The following is a 23031-nucleotide window of genomic DNA, read 5'->3' as shown; positions in this document are numbered from 1 at the left end:
GACAACAGCAAAAATGACTCTGAACGGTGCCTGCGGGCGCCGTTTTTTGTGTTTAATCTTTATATAATTATTTGATTCAAAACACCATTTATGAGCACTTTCAAACTTTTCCCGGCCATGGTTTGCCAAATCAGCGAGTTTGGTTATGATGCAAGACGCCGTGTTAACCCTAACTGGCATATAACGAGATAAAAAACGGGGTGTTTGGGTGATTAATGTATTCCTGGTCGATGATCATGAGTTGGTGCGTACAGGGATAAGACGCATTCTGGAAGATGTCCGCGGGATCAAGGTGGTGGGCGAGGCGCAGAGCGGGGAAACCGCAGTCACTTTCTGTCGTCAGCACCATCCCGACGTGATCCTGATGGACATGAACATGCCGGGCATCGGCGGCCTGGAGGCGACCCGCAAGATCCTGCGGATCCGGCCCGATGTGCGTATCATAGTGCTGACCATTCATTCAGAAAATCCGTTCCCGACCAAGGTGATGCAGGCGGGTGCCGCCGGCTATCTCACCAAGGGCGCTGCGCCGGACGAGATGATCCACGCCATTCGCCTGGTCCACTCCGGTCAGCGTTACATCTCCCCGGAGATCGCCCAGCAGATGGCCCTGAGCCAGTTTGCCTCGGCCGACGAGAACCCCTTCAAGTCCCTCTCCGAGCGCGAGCTGCAGATCATGATGATGATCACCAAGGGGCAGAAGGTGACCGATATTTCCGAACAGCTCAACCTGAGCCCAAAGACGGTCAACAGCTACCGCTATCGGCTGTTCAGCAAGCTCAACATCAATGGCGATGTGGAGCTGACCCATCTGGCCATTCGCTATGGCATGCTGGATGCCGATACCCTGTAACGGGCGGCGTGTAGCCATCAAAGGCGGCCTGTGCCGCCTTTTTGCTTTTTGCCGGTCTGGCGCAGTATGCTCTGTGCCGTCTTCTGCTTTCATCCGTTGAGCCGAGTTGCCGATGAGCCTCTCTTTCGATCTTCCGTTTGCCGCGATCCCCCAGATCCAGCACCTCGATCCCCGTTGCCGGAGCCAGCATGACCTCGTCTGAACCTCTCTTCGACAGCAAGGCGTTTCTCAGTGCCGTCACCCACCAGAGCGGCGTCTACCGCATGTATGACAGCGGCGGCACCGTCATCTACGTGGGCAAGGCCAAGGATCTGAAAAAACGGCTCGCCTCCTACTTTCGGGCCAACGTCGACAGCATCAAGACCCGCACCCTGGTGCGCCAGATCGCCGACGTGCAGGTGACGGTCACCCACACCGAAACTGAGGCGCTGATCCTCGAGCACAACCTCATCAAGCAGTACCAGCCTCGCTACAACGTGCTGCTGCGCGACGACAAATCCTACCCCTGGATCATCATCACCGCGCACCAGCACCCGCGCATCGGTGTTCATCGCGGTGCCCGCAAGGTGAAGGGGGAGTACTTCGGCCCGTACCCCTCCGGCGGTGCGGTGCGCGAGAGCCTGCACCTGATGCAGAAGATCTTCCCGGTGCGTCAGTGCGAGGATGCGGTCTATGCCAACCGCAGCCGCCCCTGCCTGCTCTACCAGCTCAAGCGCTGCGCCGGCCCCTGCGTGGCCGGGCTGGTGAGCGAGGCCGAGTATGCCCAGCAGGTGGAGCTGGCCAAGCTGTTTCTGGCGGGCAAGAACCAGCAGGTGATAGGCGAATTGGTGGGCAAGATGGAGTCCGCCAGCGGCGATCTGCGTTTCGAGGAGGCGGCCCGCTACCGGGATCAGATCCAGGCGCTGCGCCGGGTGACCGAGCAGCAGTCGGTGAGCGGCAACGTGCTGGACGAGCTCGACGTGGTGGGGGTGGCCTTCGAGCAGGGGACCGCCTGCATCCACGTGCTCTTCATCCGCCAGGGCAAGGTGCTGGGCTCGCGCAGCTACTTCCCGAAAGTGCCGGCCGATACCCAGCTCGACGAGGTGGTGCAATCCTTCCTGCTGCAGTTCTATCTGTCGGGGCAGGGGGGGCGGCAGATCCCGAGCGAGGTATTGCTCGACGTGGCGCTCGAAGACGAGAACGTCATCGCCGAGACCTTGACCCAGACCGCCGGCTACAAGGTGCGGGTGGTGAGTCGTACCCGCGCCGAACGGGCCCGCTTCATCAAGCTTGCCTCCATCAACGCCCAGACCGCGCTGCGCTCGCGGCTCGCCCACAAGAGCACCACCACCGCCCGCTATGACCAGCTGGAGGAGCTGCTGGAGCTGGAGCGCCCCATCGCCCGCATGGAGTGCTTCGATATCTCCCACACCATGGGGGAGCGCACCGTGGCCTCCTGCGTGGTGTTCAACCGGGAAGGGCCGCTCTCCTCGGAATACCGCCGCTTCAACATCGACGGTATCACCGGCGGGGATGACTACGCCGCCATGGAGCAGGCGCTGGAGCGTCGCTTTGGCAAGCAGCAGGAGCCGGACAAGGTGCCTGACGTGCTGTTTATCGATGGCGGCCTTGGCCAACTGCGCCGCGCCGAGGAGATCCTGGCCCGTCAGCTGGAGTTTCTGGGGGGCAAATATCCGCTGCTGGTGGGCATCGCCAAGGGGGTGACCCGCAAGGCGGGGCTGGAGACCCTGATCCTGGGGGAGAGCCACGAAGAGCTGCATTTGCCGGCAGATATGCCCGCCTTGCACCTGATTCAGCACATTCGCGATGAATCCCACCGTTTTGCCATCACCGGCCACCGCGCCAGACGGGCGAAAGCCCGCACCACCAGTACCCTGGAGGACATTCCGGGGGTGGGGCCGAAACGGCGGCAGGCGCTGCTCAAGTACCTGGGTGGGCTGCAGGAGGTGAAAAAAGCCGGGGTGGAGGAGCTCGCCAAGGTGCCCGGCATCAGCCAGGAGCTGGCCCAGTCCATCCACGACGCCCTGCACTCGCTCTAGCATTGGTAGCCGAGACGGGGTGAATGCGCCTCCATGTTGCCCCTGTTTGCCCTGATGGCGAACAGGGGTTGTCGCCCAAGGTATCGGCAAGGGGCGAGTTGAGTCACATCATTCACTCTGGGTTCATTCACTTCGGGGATCCCGGCACACAAGAGCCGTGACGCAGGGGGGCCGTAAATGCCATAATGGCCCGCATCCTGAGGTTGTTGATGGATTCATAGACCAAGGCGGGCGCCTGTCCGGTTGCATCCGTGATCGGCTTGGGGCTACCATGTAGCGGCATACAAGAAGTGGCTGAAAATAATGACAAATATTCCTAATCTGCTGACGTTTTTTCGGATCTTGCTCATCCCCGTCTTCGTCATCCTGTTCTACCTTCCCTATCAGTGGTCCTATCTGGCGGCGGCCATCGTCTTCATCCTGGCGGCGGCGACTGACTGGTTTGACGGCTACCTTGCCCGCAAGCTGAACCAGTCCACTGCCTTCGGCGCTTTCCTCGATCCGGTGGCCGACAAGATCATGGTGGCGGCGGCGCTGGTGGTGATCGTCGAGCACTACAACACCATCTGGGTGACCATTCCTGCCATGACCATGATTGGCCGCGAGATCATCATCTCCGCCCTGCGCGAGTGGATGGCCGAGCTTGGCAAGCGCTCCTCGGTGGCGGTCAGCTGGATTGGCAAATGGAAGACCATGATCCAGATGGTGTCGCTCACCGGTCTCATCTGGCAGTACGACATCTGGATGGTGTGGCTGGCCTATGTGCTGCTCTATGTGGCCACCGTGCTCACCTTCTGGTCCATGTTCCAGTACATGAAAGCCGCCTGGGGCGATCTGACCTACCACTCCCGCTTCTAGTCTGCGTTTGTACTAAGCACCGTTTCCCCGCACTTGGGGCAGGGAAACGGTCGTGAACGTTGAAAATGCAGGAAAAGGGCAAAAAACACTCGAACGATCAGGGTATTAAACATTTTTGGTTGACTGGGCGAGGAACATCGCTAGAATGCGTCCTCGTAGTCAGGCAGTCAGCCAGACCATTGCGGGAATAGCTCAGTTGGTAGAGCACGACCTTGCCAAGGTCGGGGTCGCGAGTTCGAGTCTCGTTTCCCGCTCCAAATTCAGACAATAGAGAGCTTCTCTCTTTTGCATGGCGCGTTAGCAAAGCGGTTATGCAGCGGATTGCAAATCCGTTTAGTCCGGTTCGACTCCGGAACGTGCCTCCATATTGACAAGCCCGCGGCGCGAGCTTGATACCGATTACGGTGCCCGAGTGGTGAAATCGGTAGACACAAGGGATTTAAAATCCCTCGACGTTCGCGTCGTGCCGGTTCGATTCCGGCCTCGGGCACCATTAAAATTGAAGAAAAAAGCCTTACAGATTAAACAGATACGACGCTTCATTGCGTCGTTTTTGTTTCTGCTCCCCAGCGTTTCCCCTCTCTCACTTTTCCTTTCTTGTCCATTTCTTGTCTAAGCGACTTACTACTTCCTGCTACTCGTTGCGAACAACCTGCTCAGTCTTCCAACATAGCCAAGGACGTTTGGTAGGCTACTGCTCCGGACTTTTCCGGGGTCTGTCTCTGGTACTAAGGCAAGCGTGGCGTGCTGTTACGTCTTGACCGCGCACTTCCCAAACCCGCATTGAATCCCCTTTGAAACAGATATTAATCCCATGATCTAACCCATCATCGGAGGTATCTATGCAGACCAAATTTCGCTTTACCAATGCAGCCATCAAGGCTTTGCCCGCACAACAACGAGAGGCTGGCGCTACTGAACTGGAGTTCTCCGATACAGAGGTCATCGGCTTAAAACTCTTGTCAGGAAAAAGCCAAGGCAGTAAGCGTTTCCTACTGCGCTATACCCTCCAGGGCAAGAAGCGCAGCATTGCTTTGGGACGATTCGGCGATATCGATGTGATCCAAGCCAGGACCATTGCCCGCAAGTACAAGGCGATGTTGGCAGAAGGCATCGACCCGGTAGCAGAGCGGGATAGCTACAAAACTGAGCCCACCCTTTCGGAGTTCTTCTGGCAGACCTTTTTGCCGCACCTCAAGACCATCGGCAAACGATCGATCAACAGCGACATTCAGCGGTTCAAACACAACATAGAACCACGCTTTGGTGCCATGCGTTACCGGCAACTCAAGGCGATGGATGTCCTGCAGTTGCAATCGGAGATGGTTCACCCCAACAACCCTCAGCAGACCGCCTACGCACCGAGTACCGCCAACCGGGTGCTGGCCCAGTTAAAGACCATGGGCAGCTATGCGGTGCGCTGGGGCATTCTGGAGACTAATGAGGCGGCCAAGATCAAGCTGTTGAAGGAGGACAATGCCAGGACGCGTTTCCTATCGATTGAAGAGATGAAACGGGTCATTGAGGTGGCATTGCAGGATCGCAATCAAGCTGCAGGCAGCTTCATCGCGATGCTCTATCTGACGGGGGCAAGAAAATCAGAGGTGTTACTCGCTAAATGGGAACATGTGAACTGGGAGGATAAGACGCTGTTCGTACCCCTGACCAAGAATGGCAAGAGCCGGATCATTTACCTGAGCACATTGGCTATCGATATTCTGGAGAAGCTCCCCAGAATAGCCGGTAATCCCTATGTGTTCGCGAGCCAGCATATTCGCTGTCAGGGCAAACCCATCGGTGAACCAAGGTGCGCCTATGAACGGGTGTTGCAGAAAGCCGGTATCGAAGACCGCGATGAGGTCTGCTTCCATACAGCTCGCCATTCGGTCGCCAGTGCCTTGGTCTCTTCCGGGCAATACAGCCTGTATGACGTCAAGGCACAACTAGCCCACGCCAGCATTCAATCCTCCCAGCGGTATGCAAAGCTGACCTCTGAGCGCAGTCGCAATATCAGCGAAGGTCTCTCGTCTATGATCCAGGCGGAGTGACCGAAAAGGTATTGTTTATAAACAGATATTAATAACCAGACAGCGCTGTCACATCGGCTGTTGGTCCACATGTCACAGTTCCCAGGCCCTTAAGTTCATCTGAGCTTAAGGGCCTTTTAGTTGGAGAGAAACACGATGAAAACTTGTATGGAATGGCCGGAGGAGACATTGCTCGCGGCCTACCCGGACATTTACTCACTGGTCATGGAGCAAATTATCGAGCCCTTTTCATCAGTAGAGGAGGCGAGGGCATTCTGGGACACGACCGGTTGTAGTCTGGTCATTATCGAGATGACGGACTCGGTGAATGAGTTCCAGGCCATGCCACAGCATACCCAGAATCAGGTGATGTTCGGTTTGCGTTACCCGGAGCAAGAATTCGCCATATCCGAAGACTGGCGCCTGCTGCTGGCCATTCTCAACGATGAGGGGGCGGGAATTTACCTGCTGATCCACTCAAATGCACCGCTGCTTCCCACCCTGGAGGTGATGCACCATGAGTAATCCCAGCCATAGCGACATCATGCGCAAGTTAAAAGAGATCAAGGGGATTAAGGAGCTGCTGGAGAAGGCCGTGCTCTTGTATGTCCTGCTCACGGATGGCGATCTGCCGGTCTGGTGCTATGCGCTCATCATCGGTGCGCTGGCTTATCTGGTAAACCCGTTCGACGTGGTACCAGACCCCATTCCATTTGCCGGTTATCTGGATGACTTATCAGTCATCACCTCGGCATTAGCCGCATTACCGGTTAAGTCACATCACCGTCAATCTGCCAAGGATCGGATGAGATCACTGTGACAGTGATGGAGTCGGTCCTATCGCGCTATCGCGTTTTCTATGACCCTTTATCTATGACCCATCTACCGATGAACTGGAGATCGCAATCTCCGGTTATCTAACGACGTTGTAAGGAAACTATCATGGCAAGACCCCGTAAACACCGCGTTGAAGAGACCCCTAAACCCGCCAGCACCACGCCAGCCGACGAGAGCCCTCTCACATCTGGAGCAAGCGGCTGCGCCGAGCCTCTCTCGCCAGCCCTTGCGGCTGACGCCGACAAGGCCAGGCCTGGACCCGGCGACACCGCAGACTCCGTGCCCGGCGGTCCTGCCCCCATACACGCCTTGCTCAACCATACCGCCGAGAAACTCAGTGCCCGATCAGAAGGGCTGATTTTCTATGCCATCGGTCGTCATGAAGAGAGTGGCGAGCTGTTCCTGAAAATTACAGGCAATCAGGGTGGGGGTCTGCATAGCAAGGAGTGGATTGCGCTGTCGGCGATTGACGATGTGTTGCGCTCCTTGCCCGCAGACAAGCCGTTTAAATCCAGCGTCATGAAGCGACTGTTTAATGGTGGCAGCGCCAATAACGCCGGATTCTTATCAGCCATTCTGCGTTCGGATGGTCTGAAGTTGATCCAGAAGGCAGACGGCAATCCGATGCTGCACGAACTGGTGCCTGATTACCTTGAGCGCTTGGGTTCGCTAACCAATGAGCTCTGTACCGTAACTTCTACCATCGAATAACCCCTGCATAGTGCTCACCTGCCCAAGGGTGAGCCCCCCCAAACAACCAATCTGAGGTGATTATGACGATCCCATTTGCGGGCGATTTTGCCCTGCCTGTCAGTCAGGCATTGATGAGTATTCTGGATCAGGAACTGGTTAGATCTGGAATGGTGCTGAAGGGAAAATCCAGTCTGGTCTTCAACTTCCGAGACCCGGATTACGGCCCGGTTCGTGGTGGGTTCCATCCGGTAGAAATACGGCTGCTAAAGCGTAAAGACCAGTGGCAGTTCGATTACGTGACGGACTTTAGCTATCAGGGGCCGGAGGATATGGCGGAGCTGGTCAAAGAGATCGACTTCAACTTTTTGAGCGAAGAATACTACCTGCTCCGTTACGGCCAGATGGGACCCGCGTCGGCCAGGGAGCTCTATACGATGTGGGAGTCGAACTTCGTCAGTTACTACCAGATGGGCGTGTTTACCGTCTCAGTGGCTGCGTAACCGTCGCACCGGACAGGAGAGGAACAGGAATCAGCGGCGGTTTGGTTCTGGCAGCGGTGCTGCTGTGTTTACCTTTCCATGCGGGGCAAAGAGCCATGGACTAACCCAACACGAAACCGGTCAGCGGCTCAGTAGGTTAGTCCATCCTTCGGCTGCTTCAGGTGTCTCTCTCAGCCACCATCCCCAAAACAAGTATCCCCCGGCCTGTGGCTGGGAGGCTTGTTTTTTTGTCATCGGCGGGGAGGGAGAAAGACAGATATGTGTGTATCCCCAATAGCGTTATTCCACCAAGCCTGATTTACATTAATTATCAGTTAGTTATGTGGTCATCATCTTATGCAACAGGGGGCGGCTGCGCAGTCAGTCCCAAAGCGTCTCTGTCCATTGAACGTCGACAACAAAGAAAGTTCGAGCATCTTCTCATTGTGTGATGGCCGCAAATGTCCATCAGCTCAATGAGGTGATAAGGTAGGACTCCCTCGCATCATGAGTTAGTGTTTGTCACAACCTGAGGTCTGAGCAATCTGGTAGCGACAGCCAGGATGGCAGCGTTGATTGCCACATTAGAGCAACGAGATCGTGCATTGCATTGCATTGCATTGCATTGCATAAGTATGAAGCGTGTTTGGGGCGCTCATACTATATGGCATCCGCCAACGTAAATACGTGTGGCACTGCTCGGTATCTGGCTACTGGAGACCACAGAATTGCCATAGTCTGTTTCGAACGGATAACAAGAGCGGTCCATAGACTGAGGTTTGCATTGTCCATAAGGCTAAGGGTCATTTGGAGTTGTTGATGGATTGGGAAGACCTGCTGCATAGCCTGAGGGACTTGCTGGCTCAACGTGGCAGCACAGAGTCGGAAAAACATGTTCTGGATCTGTTGAAGGAGCGTACAACCGATAATGAGTTGTACTCGCGTGGTCAGACCCTAGATGATTGGCAACTGGATCAGGCCAAGATTGTGGCCTGCGATATTCTGCGAGACCATCCGGATCTACTAGACATTATTAGAAATCTTGAGCTGAAAAGCCTATGCGATCGTCACAAGGCTGCTCATTTGCCAGCTCACAAAACCCGCAACCGTGAACAACTGCTTCAATCAGTCAACGTCCTGGTGAGCTCCGGAAAGCTAGTTGCCGCAGAAGAGTTGCTTGAAGAAGAACTTGCTGAAAACGAAGATCCTGAGCTTCTAGATCTCTTAGGACGAGTCTACATACTACAGAGCCGTCCAAAGCAGGCGGCGGCTTTGATGCAACAGGCTTTTCTGGCGAAAAGGCAACAGAGCGCCTTTCTTGATCTGTCTCCAGAAGTCGATGTCGTCTCAGAGAGGGATGATGAGACGATCACAGCTACTGATTTGGAATACATTACCGCTGATGCCAGTGTTTTTGTCGGGCTAGACCCCTTCCCCTGTTTGCGGGACGAAGTCTATGAAACGGTTATTTTGCCGGTTCCATTGTCAGTAACTGAGGATACGCGAGTTATTTCTGCCAATGAGCGCGAAACCCTATCCTTAGCTCGTGCATGTAAGCCTGTGGATGTGGCGTCAACGGCGCAGGGGCCCAAGACCTTAGTGAGCCATGCCCCCCACTTCAAAGTAGTCCCGTCACACTCAACACAGGTATCTGTAACGGTGGACGACGTTCTCTGTGAAGCAATCCCTCAACTGCCTCAGACACCTAAGGAAGCAATAATTGATTATCAGTGGCCTTCTGGTTCAGAGAGCTACTACAGCGATAGCCATATTCAAGAGTTGGTTGGTGGTATAGATTTTTGCGATCCACATGAATTCGCCCTCGATTTTGAAGGGTATCAAGTCAATCAGCCTGATAGTTATGAGCCTGAGGATGACTTCTTCGACAATGATGAGATATTGGTCGAGCAGGATGATCTCTATTTTGGTGTAGCTGATGAACTTGACATTCATGATGACCAAAATGACGACGAATTTGCGGCTTATGCCTTTGATCCCGACGACGTGTATGACAGCCAAGGTAGCTTCGATTCTGATACTGAGCTGTTTGATGAAAGACTTAGCCGTGAAGATCGAGCTCTGCAGAAAGCAGTAGAGCTGATTAGCCGAGCGGGCTGGTCATTATCGATGCTTCCCTTAGTTCAGCAGATTTTTGTGATGAACGGGTGGGGTGCCACTCGGCTAGCATTGGAGCGAGAAATTGACAAAGGTATGAGCCCAGATGAGCTGATCCTGGCTGCTCATGTGAAAGCACTTTGGGCTGAGAATGACTACTACTGGATTGCCTATGACAGGAACGGTTCAAGCAACTTGTCACAGTATGTTATGTCATGGCCGACAGCCTTGATGCTGATTCGAGCCTTTGAATCATTGCCGCAAATAGAGGAAATCGAGCAGTTCATCGAATCGTTGTTTGAGTACTGGTACGACAGGTCTAGCCTCCGTCGAGCATTCCGCTCGTTCAACCGTTTCCTCTGGTTTCGGATTTGTAACCTACCTGGCTGTTTACCCGCCAGTCTGCCATTCAACTTTTGCAGTCCTCATGAATTACCTGTCGAGGAGTACAGCGACCTTGGGATTAGTGATCTGCTGGTGATCGAACAGACAACCAAGCTACGTGCTTACGGTGTGTTTCAAACCAAACACCCCCAGGAACCTAGCTGCTATGCGAGTGACAAGCCCATTCCTGTAGATGCGTATTCAATGGCCACGCAAACGAGCAAGGAGATCTCAATCGATGTCTGATCAAAGTCTTACCCATGTTACCGGCTGCTGGGTTAGCCAACCCCTGCCCAGCGGCGAAAAGTACCGTTACGGCATGGTCAAGATGGCTCACGGAGACAGTGGCTCCCAATTGCAGGTGAGTTGGTTCATGCCTGAGCGCTCCCAAGGCATGGTTGACGCCAGCTTGGTTGGCTCTGGTTTCCAGAACGGCATGGATGTTCAGGATGCGACTCCCGGTACAGGTGTGCGCTCGCTGGGTATTGGCAGCATCATGCAGCAGCGTATCCTGGCGGGCTCTCAGCAAGTGCTGGTCGATTTTCCGGAGAGTGGAGAGCGGCACTGGTTGCCCTATCAGCACCTGCGCCAAGTGAAAGGCGCCAAGCACCGCTTTATCACAGCAGCCACAGGCAAGGAACTGGATGCAGAGCGCATGCGCTTGCGCATGCTCGCGCATGCCATCGAGACCTGGAACGAGAACACAGGGGCGCTCTCGCATCTGGATATCGAGCCCTTACCACACCAGATCAACTTGGTTCACCACATCTTGGCCTCAGGCAATTTCAACTGGCTGATTGCCGATGACGTGGGGCTCGGTAAAACCATCGAAACCGGCATGCTCTTGCATGCCTTGCATCAGCGTCGACAGATCAAGCGGGTTCTGCTGATAACTCCAGCTGGGCTGACCAAACAATGGCAGGAGGAGCTCTACGACAAGTTCAAGCTGGATGAGTTCGAGATCTACGGAGAAGACTTCTCCATCAACGAGCCGCGTCAGTGGAAGATGCATGACCACGTGATCGGCTCCATGGATCGCTTCAAGCAGGAAGACCACTTGGCAAGTCTGCTGCAGGCCGAGGATTGGGACCTGATCATTTTCGATGAAGGGCATCGCCTCAGTCGCCGCCAGTACGGGCAAAAGCTCGACAGTTCTGATCGTTACTCGTTGGCAGCCAGTCTGCGCGGAAAAACTGAGCATATGTTGCTGCTTAGTGCCACGCCTCACCAGGGCATGCAGGACAAGTTCATCGCCTTGCTCGAACTGTTGCGTCCCAAGCGTCGTCGCGAGCTGCTGATGCTCAACCTCAAACCGGAAATCCTCCATGACATGGTCTACCGCAACCACAAAGCGGATGTGACCGATGCTGAGGGTAACTTCATCTTCCAAGGGAAGATCACGCGCGCGATGAAAGTGCCTGCTAGCGAGGAATCACAGACTTTTGATAAGGGCCTGCAGGATTACTTACGCCGTGGCTACGCAGCTAGTGTGGAGATGGGGCGCACAGGTAACGCTATCGGCTTCGTGATGACGGTCTATCGCAAGCTGGCTGCATCCAGCTCGGCGGCAATCCTCAACGCGCTCTGCAATCGCCTGGCTCGCTTGGAAAAGAAACTCAACGGCGAGCATGGAACAGATGAGCCGGTCGACGAGCGCTACTTCGGCGAATGGGAAGAGCAGCTGGCAACAAACGCCAAGGAGTTCTTCGCCGGGGAAATTATGCTGCTAAATGATCTGATCGAGGAAGCTGAACAGCTCAAGCATAACGACCGCAAACTCCAGCTCTTCATCGATGAGGTCATCCGCAAGATTCTTGCAGCCAACCCCGTAGAAAAGGTGTTGATCTTCACCGAGTACCGCACGACACAAGATTACCTGTGCGAGACCTTGCGGTGTCATTTCGGCGCAGACAAAGTCGAGCTTATAAATGGCTCGATGGGGCATACTGAGCGCCGAGAGGCCATTACCCGATTTGAGGATCAAGGCCAGTTCTTGATCTCCACCGAGGCCGGTGGCGAAGGTATCAACCTGCAGCGACAATGCCATATCATGATTAACTTCGATCTACCCTGGAACCCCATGCGTCTAGTTCAGCGGATCGGTCGCCTCTATCGCTACGGCCAGAAGAAAAAGGTAGTGGTCTTCAACATCCACCAGCCTGACACCATGGATCAGCAGATCATCGACCTGTTGTACGACCGCATCGACTCTGTGGTTCATGACATGGCTGTGGTACAGAAAGATGAATTCAACGAGGGCCTGAAAGACGAGATCCTCGGGGAACTGGCTGAGCTCATTGATGTCGAGGATATCCTGCAGGCGGCCACACTGCAGGGGATCGAGCGCACTCGCGAGCGCATTGATGAAGCCCTGCACCAAGCGCATACAGCAATCGCCAAGCAGCGTGAACTGTTCGAGTATGCGGCCAGAAGTGATGCTAACGAGTTGCGTGATGAGCTGGAAATCACTCAAGAACACCTGCTCAGCTTCGTGCTGGGTATGTGTTATCAGCTAGGTATAGACGTCGTCGAACGCACCCACAAGAGCAAGCTGCTGCGTATCCGCTTGCCGGAGCTAGTGATGCGCGAGCTAGGCATGTCGTCCAAGGCGTCACCGCGTATGGATGTCACCCTGGATCGCGAGCTAGCGGCCCATCGGCCGGATACCCAAATGCTCGATCTCAACTCGCCACTCATGCAGTACCTGCTCAACAAGGCACGTGACTACGACTTTGGTGGCCTGGCTGCAGTGGTGCAGGGAGATGAGCTAGGTGAAGGAGCGCTGTTTGGTGCCATGCTGCGCTGGCAAGGATTGCAGGGAAAACGTATGCGCCAGGAGTTCGTGACCATTCAGGTCAATGAGGGGGGCGCGCAGTTGAATACCGAAGCCATTGGGCAGTGGTTGCTGCAGCCAGCGCAACCTGCCGAGCTAAAACCGATGTCAGAGCACTGCAAGGCGCTGTTTGCAGATGCTGAAAGTGCCGTCAATCAACGGCTCGCCAATGTCAGTAACCGCTACATAATTCCGGAAAGCCTGCAATGGGCCAGCGCCGGCTGGACGATTTAAGGAATCTGTAGTGCATCTTATCAGTGCCACGTAAAGAGAAGGGGGAAGCAACCACTATGTTGTTTCCCCAATCGCTTTATTACACCAGCCAGATATTAATATATAAATCAATCAGTTATCATTTCATGGCTCGGCGCATCCTGCGTGATTTGCGCCATCCTTGCCTTGGCTCTGTTCAGTCTGTCTTGGAGCTGAAGTATGTCCTCGGGCTTGAACATCGCCCCCAGATCTAACCCCGGACACTCTTGCAGGATCACCCGCACCAGGCGGACGGTGCGTGTCGTCACCGGTACACACTGCCCGACCAGCTTGGCGCGTTTGGCGGACTTACAGTCATCAACACTGGTTGGGCAGCCATTGATGGTCAGCCATTCGGCCAGCTCATCGTACCCCATCGTTTTCGTCATACCGAAAGCGGACTGGGTATAAGCACGCAGGAAAACCCGCTTTAGGATGCCAAGCGAACCTTCATCCGTCACACGCATTGGCAATCCTTTTATCGACGTCTTGCAGACGAAGTAATCCTCCCAGCTCTCCCAGTCATTGAGGGTCTTCAGGCAGTTCGTTCGCCGCCAGTTATCGAATACCACACGTTGCTCCATAGCGGCAGCTACCGTCGACCAGGGGCGTGTATCAAAACAAATATGCTCGGTGCCTAGCACACTCTGCATTGATGGCAGCATGGGTTGCCGCTTGAAGTCGAACTCAAGATTCAGGGTCTTTGACCTGCTCACGGATACGAGATCGCGTTCATTGATCCACATTTCAGTCGTAGATATTAAATGGTCACTATCGACTTTTTGGCCGGGGGCACGATTCAGATACAGGTCAAGCATGTACGCCTGATGCAGCTCCTTAGTGCAGGGGGGCTTAACCCCAGCCTTGGCCAGGATCTGGGGCTGACCCTCAACGCCTTCTGAGGTGAGTTGACCACGAGTCTTCATCGCGATGACCTGTTTAACCTGATGTTTTTGCTCCAGCATCCGAAAGCCAGGGCCATCCAGTCGCTCGCCCAGTTCCTGAAAGCGGCGGCATATCGGGCCAGTCAACACAAGTTCGTCATATGTAGCATCGGTGAGGAAGCCATCTGTCGTGACGCTCACCACTGTTCGGTGAGCGGGGATGGAGGCCAAGACTTCTCCGAGTACGGCACGGATCAGGCCGGTCGTATGCGCGGCAAAGAATGCGTTGGTGATGGCGGAGCGCTCAATGGGCTTGCTCAATCCACTGGATGTATCGAAGGCTGACTTGCCCCTCAGACCTTGTGCCAGCTTGCCATAGAGAGAGTTACCAATTTCTTTCCAAAGCAGCTCTTCGAAGGATTTCTTCACATACGATTGGCGTTTTTCCCGAACCTGCGAGACAAAGGGCTCAAACAGGCGCTGCGTCGTATCTGCCCAAGGGATGATGACACCCTGATGTATCTCAATCTGGCAACCCATGCGGAGTGCGACCTCGATCTCTGGTGCGGTACAGAAAGATTCACCAGTGAGGGGAAACAGCAGGCCAATTTCAGTACGCACCGGTAGGCTGGGATAACGTGTCCCGTATGGAAATCTATATTTAACGCGAGCAAGACCAAAGACATGGCCACAGAACTCGGCTGTGTTGGTGGTCATTCGCCCTCGCTCATAATCAAGGGGAAAAAGGTCAACAAGCCCTGTGGTATAGGCTCCGCTGAGGTCAAAATCGTTGAAGAGCGATAGTGGGGTCGGGCCACCCCAAAAGCATTCATTTCGTCCACCGTGGTAGCAATCGATGGCAAAACCCTCGAATAGCTTTGCTTCAGGGGCCATTTCCCGGGCCTTCTTGGTCACAGGTCTGGATGCATTCTTGTTCCATCCAGTTTGCACCACCTCATGAGTTCCAAATAGCTGATCCCGGTCTTGGCCCGTTTCGCGCAGATGTTTCAGGAACACCGATGTGGCACAGCCTCCAATCGTCTTTGGCAGGGATGAAAGCCCCAGTGTCTTAGCGAATGCATGGAGTTGAAGGCCATATTTGACTGCAATTTCGGCATCGCGCAGGGCATAAGCTTCAAAGGCTGCCTTGTTGCTGGCAAGTAGTTCATCCATGCGATCAATAGACTGACCCGCAGGGAGAGACAATTTGGGTAAGCCAATGAGTTCACCAACGGCTGCAAGGCCCGCACCACCAGGGGTGTGTAACATAGTATCGACAAAGGTGATCAAGGTTCTTTGTGCTTTACGCTGCTTGTCTCGCAAAATCAGCGGGGCCGGTTTTGCTTGACGGTGCAAGACGTTCTCAAGATCGATGCCATAGGCATTGTTTACTGACGCCACTGTTCGGCGAATGCCATTAACCTGGGTTTTGAACCGCCAGAAGTCGCCAAATGAGGCAAGGTCTGCTCTTAGGAAATGGGCATACACAAAGACATGTTTGGGCCACTCCGTGAGTATCCCTTTTTCCTTACATACCACTACGATGTGGCCGAGGAATTTATCGAAACTCAGGCGATCAGATGTCCGATTGGATGCGGGGTAAATGATGTCTGAATGTTCTCCTTTCTCTGTCATAGCAAAGAACTGGTAGGAGAGAATGTCGTTACGCTTTGTCGCGGGATTGTAAACGTATTCGCTGTCTATGCCGATATGGAGCCTAGCCCCTTTGGCCGGGGTTACTGTCTCTCCCGGTTTGAGATAATGCTGAGTGCGTAACCGCAGTGCCTTGTTGGTAGAATTCTCCTGCACGGGTAGCAGGTAATCAGGTATGTCGGGGTCTCCCGCAATCACATCAGAACTCAGGCCATCTATCATCCAGTCAGGAAGGCGTGAGGGAGCATTCATGTACTGGCAGGGGTCGAGTGCGCTTTCAATCGCGAGCGCCAATGCACTCTGGTGTTGCTCGTCGTTGAGCATGCCGTAGTCATCGGGAAGGGGGCTGTTATTAAGCTCCGGCAGCAGGTCGGTATCTGCGTAGGGAAAGCTCACCGCCGTGTCTCCAGCATTATGTGCGGGGTTTTCTTGTCTTTTCATGCGTGTTGGCTCGTAAAAAAAGGGCCTCCTTGGAGACCCTTTATTGAAGAGGAATACGGTTAGGCGCTTAGCTGGCGTTCGATAGCCTCCATGTCCTCATCAAGTTCTTCTTTAGAGTCGCATGCAACCCACAGGGGCTTGGTGTCCGGCAACAGAAGGGAAATACTGATCCAGACATTGGCGTCTTTTACGATCGGGGTGCAACCGGCAATCAGGTCTGTTGCGACCAGTAACTTCTTGGTTCGGATGAACTTGCGCTTCTTTTGCTTGAGCACGAGACTAGAGACCTCTTTGAAGCGCTCCTCGATTTCTTGTCGGTCACTGCTCCTGTACATAATGGCCGGGTATGTGTTGCTGTCGGACCATGCCATCAGCGCATGTGGCTGGTCGGGATCATTGAGCTGCATGTGTGCAACGCGGCTGATCGTGCCGAGGTTCGTCAAACCATCGTTCACTTTGATGAATGCACCTACGATTTGATAGGCAGCGGTGTGTTGAGTGTTATTTGTGCTCATGAGAGCCTCCTGTGGTTAGGGTTGTTAATTTTGGTTTTGCAGTTGTTTACGTTCCCACTTCTCCACTTCACTTAGTGGGAACCGGGTTTGCCGCCCGATGGTGACAAATGCAGGTAGCGTCTCGGGTGCGATGATCATTTGCTTGTCCAGCCAGCTTTTTGAGATGCGCCACCGCAGCGCTAACTCGCTTCGTGTCAACATATGTACACCGTCCATCACTGCCTCTCGTTTGCCTGTTCGTGCGACTGGATTGCAGTATTCAGAAGTTGACCCCCCAAAGCATTGACAACACATGCATTGCGGAATTTTGTGTGTTTTGGTTACAAATGGGTCTTTGTGGTGTTCTGCGCAACTCAACTGCAACACGCTGTGGGCTGTGGTATGTCTTCAGAGAGCCATTGCTGTTGAGTAGCATTGATATGAGGGAGTAAGTGGGTCGTGGTGCGTTGCTGATATCGCATCGCCATCTGTAGTGATGAGTGGTTCAGGGCCTGCGCAACCATGGCAATGTCACCCGTCTGTAGCATCAGCTCTGTGGCAAAGGTTCGGCGGAGGTCATGAATGCAAAGGTCACTGATCCCTGCTGTAGCACAAATCCGCTGAAAGGCATGCCGTGGGTAGCTCATGTACCCTGAAGAGGATTGGGAGGAGGGGAAAAGGAACCTCTGTTTGTTGACCAGTAGTTGCTGTGTTTCGATGAGCCTGATGGCATGAGACGTCAGGGCCACTTGGTGAGGTAATCCATTCTTGGTCGTAGGCAGGATCAGGTAAGCCTCATCGAGGTGCAAGTGGGCTTGTTCTATGGAGCACACCTCCCCAATTCGCATCCCTGTATAGAGAGACAGTAATAGCGACCGACTTGCTTCCGAGTTTTGGGCATAACATGCATCGATAAAACGTGAGCGTTCATCAAGGCTCAGGATCCGCTTGCGTTCATTATTTTCCTTGAGTTGCCGTAACCCATTCATCGGTGAGACAGAGAGGTATCCGTGCTCCACGGCCAAGGTCAGCATCCTCGACAGGGCAGACAAGATCTTGTTCACAGTGGCAGGCTTGAGGTGTTCAGCAAGTCGCCTTTGGAAGGCCACAATGGTTTGGCGATCCAGTGTTTTTAGGCGACGGCTTCCAAACTCTGGCAGAATGTGTTTTCTGACCTTGGACAGCTCTGACTGCGTATTGCGCTTATGCAGCTGCAGATCGTCGAGGTAGGCGGTTTCAAAGATCTCTTGGAGGGTTTTGTTTTGTCCCAGGGGATACGTATTGCGGGCAAGTTTATGGAGCCTCGCATGCACCTCGTCCCTGGCCTCTTGGATGGAGAGCTGCGGATAGGGGCCAATGGTCTCGAAGACCCGTTTGTAACGATGGGTTGTGTCGAAGACGAAAGACGTAGATAGAGCGTACCGGTACACGTATAGCTGTCTTACGTCAGCATCACGATATACCTGCTGCTTGCCATTGGCTGGTGGTGGTAAGGTCTCAAGTGCTCGTTTTGTCAGTTTCAGATTAGTAATGGACATAGATCCTCCTTCAGAAAAAGGAGGATGCTAGGCCATCGGGGGTGGTTACATCATTGACATCACATGCATTCAGGAAATGTCATTTTTGTTAAGTAGCATTCTCATTATTTGTCAGCTCAGACAGGAGAGGTCCATTTTTTCCGATAATCTTATTAAGATAACGCCGCATCACTCTATGTTCATGCCGGGTTTTAAGGTTGTCGAGTTTCGGCCTAGAAGAGAGGTCGATTGGTGTGGCACCGTCATAAACAAAAACATCATCACAAATGCTTATCAAAACAAGCAATAGGTTGTTTATAGTGTATGTAAAGGGCTTCCCTGGCGTACTGTATAGTGCGGAGACGTGATCCCAATTTCTTTCCAAATAATATATGACTAACTTGATGTATAAGTTTCTTGTGATAGTTCGAACGGCACTGTTGGTTATTTTTGTTCCTTGGAATCGCTCGTTCCTCATGTTTAAAATTGCATATGCATCAGGGGATTTAATCCAAGACCTGCGGTCTTCAAGTTCCCCAACGTCGGCGATTTTTGTCAGAACCTGGAAAGCTGCGATGCTAAAAACCGTTCCTATAAACCCGGCTTTATCAATTGCGTAGGCAGTGGAAGTGTTTACATCTATCTTAGCTAGCACACGAATCGCATGCTCAATAAACAGTCCTCGAGCAAAGTGCGCTTTTATTTTCATTCTCTTTGTTTTATCACTTTTAATTTTAATATATGAGGGAATGTCTACTCTATCTAAGAATGATATCAGCAGGGTGGAAAGGTTTGTTGCGTATTCGGTGAGTTCATTATGCTCAGGATAATAATAGGCATCCGTTGTTGATTTATAAACTTGGTCGCACTTTTCAAACTCATCTAATAGTGCAACGTACAAGCGTTTAGTTTCTCCAGTTAAACTTTCTCTTACGTCAGTTTTTCCAAAAAGGCTTAAGCAAAAAGAAATTAAATTTTCGAGAGTTTTTGCCTGCACATTAGTCTTTTTAACACTTTCGGCATGAAGGTAGTGCAGATATTTACTAAGTAGCTCTAAGTTGTAGTATTGTTCTAGACGAGAAGTTTCACTCTCAGAGTAAATTTGTATGGACTGCTTCTTTAACGTAACTTTATCGCCAGTGACGTCAAATACGAGATCAGGGGAATAATCAGGGTGATTTTCAAGAACATATGCGATATCTGGGTCGTTATCATCAATTAGATATTTGTGCTGCATAAAAAGTCCTAAGGTGAGAATAACCGCTTCTAATAGTATTTTTCCTGATTATCCATGATCCTCAACTCGCTGCAAGAGCTGGTATAGCATTGAAGATCAAGCAACTACGGTGGGTTGCCATGACGTTGTTTCCTAAATCATCCCTCAGGTCATCGCCTCCCCCAGCTCCTGCCCTGGACCAGTACACTATGTATCCCCAATGGCGCTGTTACACCTATTACTTCTTCGTCGATCAATCATATGGTTACGTGCAGGCTGCAATGCGCATTTCACGCGTGTTGCGCAGGATGATGGATTTTCATATGGGCGATTGAAGCTGGATCAGGAGATGCGGCTCGGCCATTAGTCAGGATCGTTCCGTTTTAGCTAAGCTGTGCGAAAAAGAGGCCAGTGCCGACCGACCCTGACCTCTGCGTTTTCCGCGCTATGGAGCCGGACTACTGACAGGCTCCCCAGTTTATGCCGTCCGTGCCACATTCCAGGCTATGAGTACCGTCCGCATAGGTTGTTTGCTTCTGATAGAGGCCGCTGCTGTTATAGCTCGTTTTGATGGTATTGCCATTTTCACTGGCCGTCATGCTCTTGACCCAGCTAGCCGCATCAGGATCTTGGGATGGTTCGTTATACGGATAGGGAAGGGCTTCGAGAGCCGCAGTGAGCTCACCCATGTTCAGGGTGGATAGCTGCCCTTCCAGACCGACCCAGTCGTTCAGGAAGCTGAATGCGCCCGCCTGCCGGTTATAGATGAATTGGGTGGAGTAGCTCAGATCGTTGTTGCTGTAGTTGATGAAGGCGTAGCGGTGGGTGATCGCTGCTGCCATATCGTCAGGAGCACAGTCGTTGAAGCTCTCTGCCGATGCTTCGGCCAGATTCTCCAGTGAGTACATTTTTCCGTTCGAGCGGGTCGAGAGGGTCTCCTTGATGTCACAGCTATAGGGGGTGTTGTCCCCATGGCGCGACTCAAAGTCGTAACGGGTTGTGTAGGTGTAGTTATTGCCTGTCACTTGGCGCTCTTCACCGTAGATGATGGTCTTGATAATTTGCGCGAAATCATCGCTCACCTTCACCAGCTCGGTGCTGCTCTGGGCTGCCCCTTGCAACTGGATTTCACGATACCAGGCATCCGGATAGGCATTGTTGTGGTCGCGACTATCCCCCTTGTGGTAATCGACATAGACAAAGTTGGCGTCCGGGTTTTCCCGTTTCAAGGTTTCTGTCTCGGTAAAAGACTGCTGCAAGCCGCGCACGATCTCCTGGGCCAGCGTGGCTGTCTCGCTATCACCGCTGGCGATGAAGTCCGCATACAGCTTCTGCTCAGAGATGTTGTAGTGACTGACAACACGGCTGACGGCCTGTTTCATCGAGGCGATCAACTGCTCCTGCTTTTGCCGGTTCGCCATGACGGTCTGGCAAGTCGTCTGTGATTGGGCTGCCAGCTCACTTCCTACACTGCTCCAGAGCACCGTGGTCAGCGGCGTCACATGGTAGACATCATCCTTGGTGATGGGGGCAAAGGTGGGAGGAAGGACCATCTGATAGGCTTCTGTTACAGGGCCAAGATCCTGGTCCACGGCATCTACCGGCACATCGACCACCAAGGGGGCGTATTGAGCGCAGGTTTGCAGGTCTACCGGCAGCTCTAACCGATAATCACCGGCATCATTGGTGGTTGTCTTGGGTTCACCATCATCCCACTGACGGTTGAAATTGAGATCGAGATAGACGGTCGCGCCTTGAATGTATCCATCAATCGCCTTTCCTGACATCGCCAAGGAGGCACTCGGTGGGGTTGGACTATCCGTGTTTCCACCGTCGCTACCACCACCGCCACAGCCTGACAAAGTAGCCATCAACACCATGGCCAAGGGGGTTTTCTTCATTGTTAGTTTCCCGTTTATTATTGGTATGCGATAACGTCCAGAGCATGGTCCGTTATCATCGTGATAATTTTATCTCGGTGTACGGCTATAAAATGTTGATTAGCCTCTAATTTATGCGTTTCTATTCACCGTGCTTGTCGTTGTTTTTAGCTTCAGTGCATCAAGGTGCAGACAGTTCTGTCTCGCACACGATGACCTCGCACTCTGATGGGTCAGGGAAGTCTCCGCCTTCGTCGGTGAGATATATCTTGTCGGCATGGACGCGGTAGTTACCCGCCGGGGTCAGCAGTGGGTTTTCATACATGCCCTGATAATCGACGGAGACAGCGGTCGCACCATGGGATCTCAATGTGACGCGTCCATTGGGGGCGATAGTGATGGATTGTTGAATCCCATTTTCACCTCCGAAGTTGAAGTACCGAGTTCCCGTGAACGGCAGCTCGACTGCTTGTTGCTGTGGATCTCCTGTATGGTCGGTACCTCTGGCGCTCTGGCACATTTTCTCTAGCAGAAGATCCAGCATCCCCTCTGGCTGTGGTCGTCCGTTAATCTCCAGCGCCTCCACAGAAAAACCATCGTCTTGCATCCAGACCTGCACCATGGCCCGTGCAGGCTGACTGGCATAGGTGATGGTGCCGCTGACATTCACCAATTTCCGACCATCCGCCGCTTTCCCGCCGGTCCACTCGGGATCTTCGAAAAAGCTGTTGACCATCTTCTCGACGGAGATGTTCGGGCACATCTCCAGCTCGCTTTCCTTGAGGGTTGCCACATCCAGCATGCTGAGTACGCCAGCATAAGCGCCTGTCGAGCAGAGCATCAGTAATCCGACTGCAGTTTTTATGTTCATACAAGGCGCTCCTCACCACACCCATGAAAACGCGGATATGGGGCGGTAGTTATAGCGACGGTCAAACTCCTCCTGTGTCAGGCACAAAACACGGATGAACTCGATCACGGACAAGATCAGGGGAAGGCCGGTGGTGCAGAGCGCTAAGTAGATAAGCCCCCAGCCCCAATTCCCGGTGTAGAACTTATGCAGACCAATGCCGCCGCCCAAGAATGCGAGCACAGCGGTGAGCCCCTTGCGCTTGCCACGGTGCGCAACGGCGTTTGCGCCGTTTAGCGGTGCCTGCGGGGGAGTGGTCGCGGTAGAGGGGTGCTGGGAGGATGTTGCCCCCTCTTTAATCGGCCATGCTGCGATATCGATAGGCTTCAGCAGTTCATCCGTGATTGCCCTGGCTTTCTTCTTGGCTGCTCCAAAGGTATCGATGGCATCGACAAACGAGCCATTGAGGGTGAGCTGGATGGTCTCATTGCCTTGAGAGGCGAAATTCACGGTGATACGCATGCCGAATGGGTTAAAGCCATATTTCCATGCGGCTTCGATCCTGCCTTGGGTGCGCTCGATGGTTTTTAACGTCCCGCCCTGGGCTTGCAAATGGGCGGCGACATGCTCGAAGAGTGGCTCATAGGGACTGGTGGAGCAAAGAGTGTTGTCGGACACTTTTTGCAGGCTGATGGTGTTCATGCACTACTCCTTGGATATCGACTG

The 23031-nt window shown here is 53.3% G+C and carries 18 protein-coding genes, 3 tRNA genes and 1 pseudogene; 14 read left to right on the top strand and 8 right to left on the bottom strand.

The annotated features are described in order from the left end of the window. Positions 1-208: 208 nt before the first annotated feature. The 14 genes and pseudogenes from uvrY to ACPW75_RS11690 all read left to right on the top strand — a co-directional run bounded on the left by uvrY (position 209) and on the right by ACPW75_RS11690 (position 13352). Complete coding sequence (uvrY, locus tag ACPW75_RS11755; RefSeq protein ID WP_011706579.1) at positions 209-853, top strand: UvrY/SirA/GacA family response regulator transcription factor; 645 nt, start codon at positions 209-211, stop codon at positions 851-853. A 188-nt stretch (positions 854-1041) separates the two neighbouring features. Next, complete coding sequence (gene uvrC / locus ACPW75_RS11750; protein ID WP_118880880.1) at positions 1042-2892, top strand: excinuclease ABC subunit UvrC; 1851 nt, start codon at positions 1042-1044, stop codon at positions 2890-2892. A gap of 303 nt (positions 2893-3195) precedes the next feature. Continuing rightward, complete coding sequence (gene pgsA, locus ACPW75_RS11745) at positions 3196-3750, top strand: CDP-diacylglycerol--glycerol-3-phosphate 3-phosphatidyltransferase (protein WP_011706577.1); 555 nt, start codon at positions 3196-3198, stop codon at positions 3748-3750. Positions 3751-3931: 181 nt separating this feature from the next. Further along, positions 3932-4007: transfer RNA gene (locus tag ACPW75_RS11740), tRNA-Gly, on the top strand. A 34-nt stretch (positions 4008-4041) separates the two neighbouring features. Beyond that, positions 4042-4115, top strand: a tRNA-Cys gene (locus tag ACPW75_RS11735). 41 nt (positions 4116-4156) lie between these two features. Then, positions 4157-4243 (top strand) — tRNA-Leu (locus ACPW75_RS11730). 349 nt (positions 4244-4592) lie between these two features. Continuing rightward, positions 4593-5798, top strand: coding sequence for a tyrosine-type recombinase/integrase (locus tag ACPW75_RS11725; RefSeq protein WP_118880881.1), 1206 nt, complete (start codon positions 4593-4595; stop codon positions 5796-5798). Between the two features lie 147 nt (positions 5799-5945). Continuing rightward, positions 5946-6302, top strand: a complete 357-nt coding sequence (locus ACPW75_RS11720; protein WP_042014323.1) for a hypothetical protein — start codon at positions 5946-5948, stop codon at positions 6300-6302. Then, on the top strand, positions 6295-6597 hold the full coding sequence (locus tag ACPW75_RS11715; RefSeq protein WP_025201450.1) for a YkvA family protein: 303 nt from the start codon (positions 6295-6297) through the stop codon (positions 6595-6597). Before ACPW75_RS11720 ends, ACPW75_RS11715 begins: the two co-directional genes overlap by 8 nt. A 122-nt stretch (positions 6598-6719) precedes the next feature. After that, positions 6720-7325, top strand: a complete 606-nt coding sequence (locus ACPW75_RS11710; RefSeq protein ID WP_106886410.1) for a hypothetical protein — start codon at positions 6720-6722, stop codon at positions 7323-7325. Positions 7326-7387: 62 nt separating this feature from the next. After that, a complete protein-coding gene (locus ACPW75_RS11705) occupies positions 7388-7807 on the top strand; it encodes a DUF2787 family protein (RefSeq protein WP_042014322.1) in 420 nt (139 codons plus the stop codon). A gap of 798 nt (positions 7808-8605) precedes the next feature. Further along, positions 8606-10531, top strand: a complete 1926-nt coding sequence (locus ACPW75_RS11700) for a hypothetical protein (RefSeq protein WP_111899564.1) — start codon at positions 8606-8608, stop codon at positions 10529-10531. Further along, a pseudogene (locus ACPW75_RS11695) lies at positions 10479-11552 on the top strand (DEAD/DEAH box helicase); the annotation flags it as partial. The gene ACPW75_RS11700 and the pseudogene ACPW75_RS11695, both read left to right, overlap by 53 nt. 261 nt (positions 11553-11813) lie before the next feature. Beyond that, positions 11814-13352 (top strand): helicase-related protein, encoded by a 1539-nt coding sequence (locus ACPW75_RS11690; protein WP_404833755.1) that lies wholly within the window; start codon positions 11814-11816, stop codon positions 13350-13352. 107 nt (positions 13353-13459) lie between these two features. Here ACPW75_RS11690 and ACPW75_RS11685 read toward each other — a convergent pair whose 3' ends face one another. The 8 genes from ACPW75_RS11685 to ACPW75_RS11650 all read right to left on the bottom strand — a co-directional run bounded on the left by ACPW75_RS11685 (position 13460) and on the right by ACPW75_RS11650 (position 23007). Continuing rightward, on the bottom strand, positions 13460-16348 hold the full coding sequence (locus tag ACPW75_RS11685) for a hypothetical protein (protein ID WP_111899565.1): 2889 nt from the start codon (positions 16346-16348) through the stop codon (positions 13460-13462). 59 nt (positions 16349-16407) lie between these two features. Further along, complete coding sequence (locus ACPW75_RS11680; protein ID WP_111899566.1) at positions 16408-16863, bottom strand: hypothetical protein; 456 nt, start codon at positions 16861-16863, stop codon at positions 16408-16410. A 24-nt stretch (positions 16864-16887) separates the two neighbouring features. Further along, a complete protein-coding gene (locus ACPW75_RS11675) occupies positions 16888-17079 on the bottom strand; it encodes a hypothetical protein (RefSeq protein ID WP_111899567.1) in 192 nt (63 codons plus the stop codon). A 137-nt stretch (positions 17080-17216) separates the two neighbouring features. After that, positions 17217-18380 (bottom strand): site-specific integrase, encoded by a 1164-nt coding sequence (locus ACPW75_RS11670; protein ID WP_111899568.1) that lies wholly within the window; start codon positions 18378-18380, stop codon positions 17217-17219. 88 nt (positions 18381-18468) lie between these two features. Next, positions 18469-19596, bottom strand: coding sequence for a hypothetical protein (locus ACPW75_RS11665; RefSeq protein ID WP_111899569.1), 1128 nt, complete (start codon positions 19594-19596; stop codon positions 18469-18471). Positions 19597-20033: 437 nt separating this feature from the next. Further along, the gene (locus ACPW75_RS11660; protein ID WP_425904462.1) at positions 20034-21476 is read right to left on the bottom strand and encodes a hypothetical protein; all 1443 of its coding nucleotides are present in this window, start codon (positions 21474-21476) and stop codon (positions 20034-20036) included. Between the two features lie 160 nt (positions 21477-21636). Then, positions 21637-22326: a hypothetical protein gene (locus ACPW75_RS11655; RefSeq protein ID WP_118880885.1), complete on the bottom strand. Its 690-nt coding sequence runs from the start codon at positions 22324-22326 to the stop codon at positions 21637-21639. Positions 22327-22338: 12 nt separating this feature from the next. Continuing rightward, the gene (locus ACPW75_RS11650) at positions 22339-23007 is read right to left on the bottom strand and encodes a TM2 domain-containing protein (RefSeq protein WP_202007713.1); all 669 of its coding nucleotides are present in this window, start codon (positions 23005-23007) and stop codon (positions 22339-22341) included. Positions 23008-23031 lie beyond the last annotated feature (24 nt).

The sequence above is a fragment of the Aeromonas sp. FL131 genome, from assembly GCF_049860615.1.
GTDB classification, from domain to species: Bacteria; Pseudomonadota; Gammaproteobacteria; order Enterobacterales; family Aeromonadaceae; genus Aeromonas; species Aeromonas hydrophila.
Note: the sequence above shows the minus strand (reverse complement) of the source record. Positions and strands in the feature narration are given on the sequence as shown.

Excerpts from the sequence above, each read along its gene's own strand:
- ACPW75_RS11725 (WP_118880881.1), top strand. The coding sequence starts at position 4,593 with ATGCAGACCAAATTTCGCTTTACCAATGCAGCCATCAAGGCTTTGCCC.
- ACPW75_RS11700 (WP_111899564.1), top strand. The coding sequence starts at position 8,606 with ATGGATTGGGAAGACCTGCTGCATAGCCTGAGGGACTTGCTGGCTCAA.
- ACPW75_RS11650 (WP_202007713.1), bottom strand. The coding sequence starts at position 23,007 with ATGAACACCATCAGCCTGCAAAAAGTGTCCGACAACACTCTTTGCTCC.
- ACPW75_RS11675 (WP_111899567.1), bottom strand. The coding sequence starts at position 17,079 with ATGGACGGTGTACATATGTTGACACGAAGCGAGTTAGCGCTGCGGTGG.
- ACPW75_RS11660 (WP_425904462.1), bottom strand. The coding sequence starts at position 21,476 with ATGAAGAAAACCCCCTTGGCCATGGTGTTGATGGCTACTTTGTCAGGC.
- ACPW75_RS11670 (WP_111899568.1), bottom strand. The coding sequence starts at position 18,380 with ATGTCCATTACTAATCTGAAACTGACAAAACGAGCACTTGAGACCTTA.
- ACPW75_RS11715 (WP_025201450.1), top strand. The coding sequence starts at position 6,295 with ATGAGTAATCCCAGCCATAGCGACATCATGCGCAAGTTAAAAGAGATC.
- ACPW75_RS11655 (WP_118880885.1), bottom strand. The coding sequence starts at position 22,326 with ATGAACATAAAAACTGCAGTCGGATTACTGATGCTCTGCTCGACAGGC.
- ACPW75_RS11685 (WP_111899565.1), bottom strand. The coding sequence starts at position 16,348 with ATGAAAAGACAAGAAAACCCCGCACATAATGCTGGAGACACGGCGGTG.
- pgsA (WP_011706577.1), top strand. The coding sequence starts at position 3,196 with ATGACAAATATTCCTAATCTGCTGACGTTTTTTCGGATCTTGCTCATC.
- ACPW75_RS11720 (WP_042014323.1), top strand. The coding sequence starts at position 5,946 with ATGGAATGGCCGGAGGAGACATTGCTCGCGGCCTACCCGGACATTTAC.
- ACPW75_RS11705 (WP_042014322.1), top strand. The coding sequence starts at position 7,388 with ATGACGATCCCATTTGCGGGCGATTTTGCCCTGCCTGTCAGTCAGGCA.
- uvrC (WP_118880880.1), top strand. The coding sequence starts at position 1,042 with ATGACCTCGTCTGAACCTCTCTTCGACAGCAAGGCGTTTCTCAGTGCC.
- ACPW75_RS11690 (WP_404833755.1), top strand. The coding sequence starts at position 11,814 with ATGACGGTCTATCGCAAGCTGGCTGCATCCAGCTCGGCGGCAATCCTC.
- ACPW75_RS11710 (WP_106886410.1), top strand. The coding sequence starts at position 6,720 with ATGGCAAGACCCCGTAAACACCGCGTTGAAGAGACCCCTAAACCCGCC.
- ACPW75_RS11680 (WP_111899566.1), bottom strand. The coding sequence starts at position 16,863 with ATGAGCACAAATAACACTCAACACACCGCTGCCTATCAAATCGTAGGT.
- ACPW75_RS11665 (WP_111899569.1), bottom strand. The coding sequence starts at position 19,596 with ATGCAGCACAAATATCTAATTGATGATAACGACCCAGATATCGCATAT.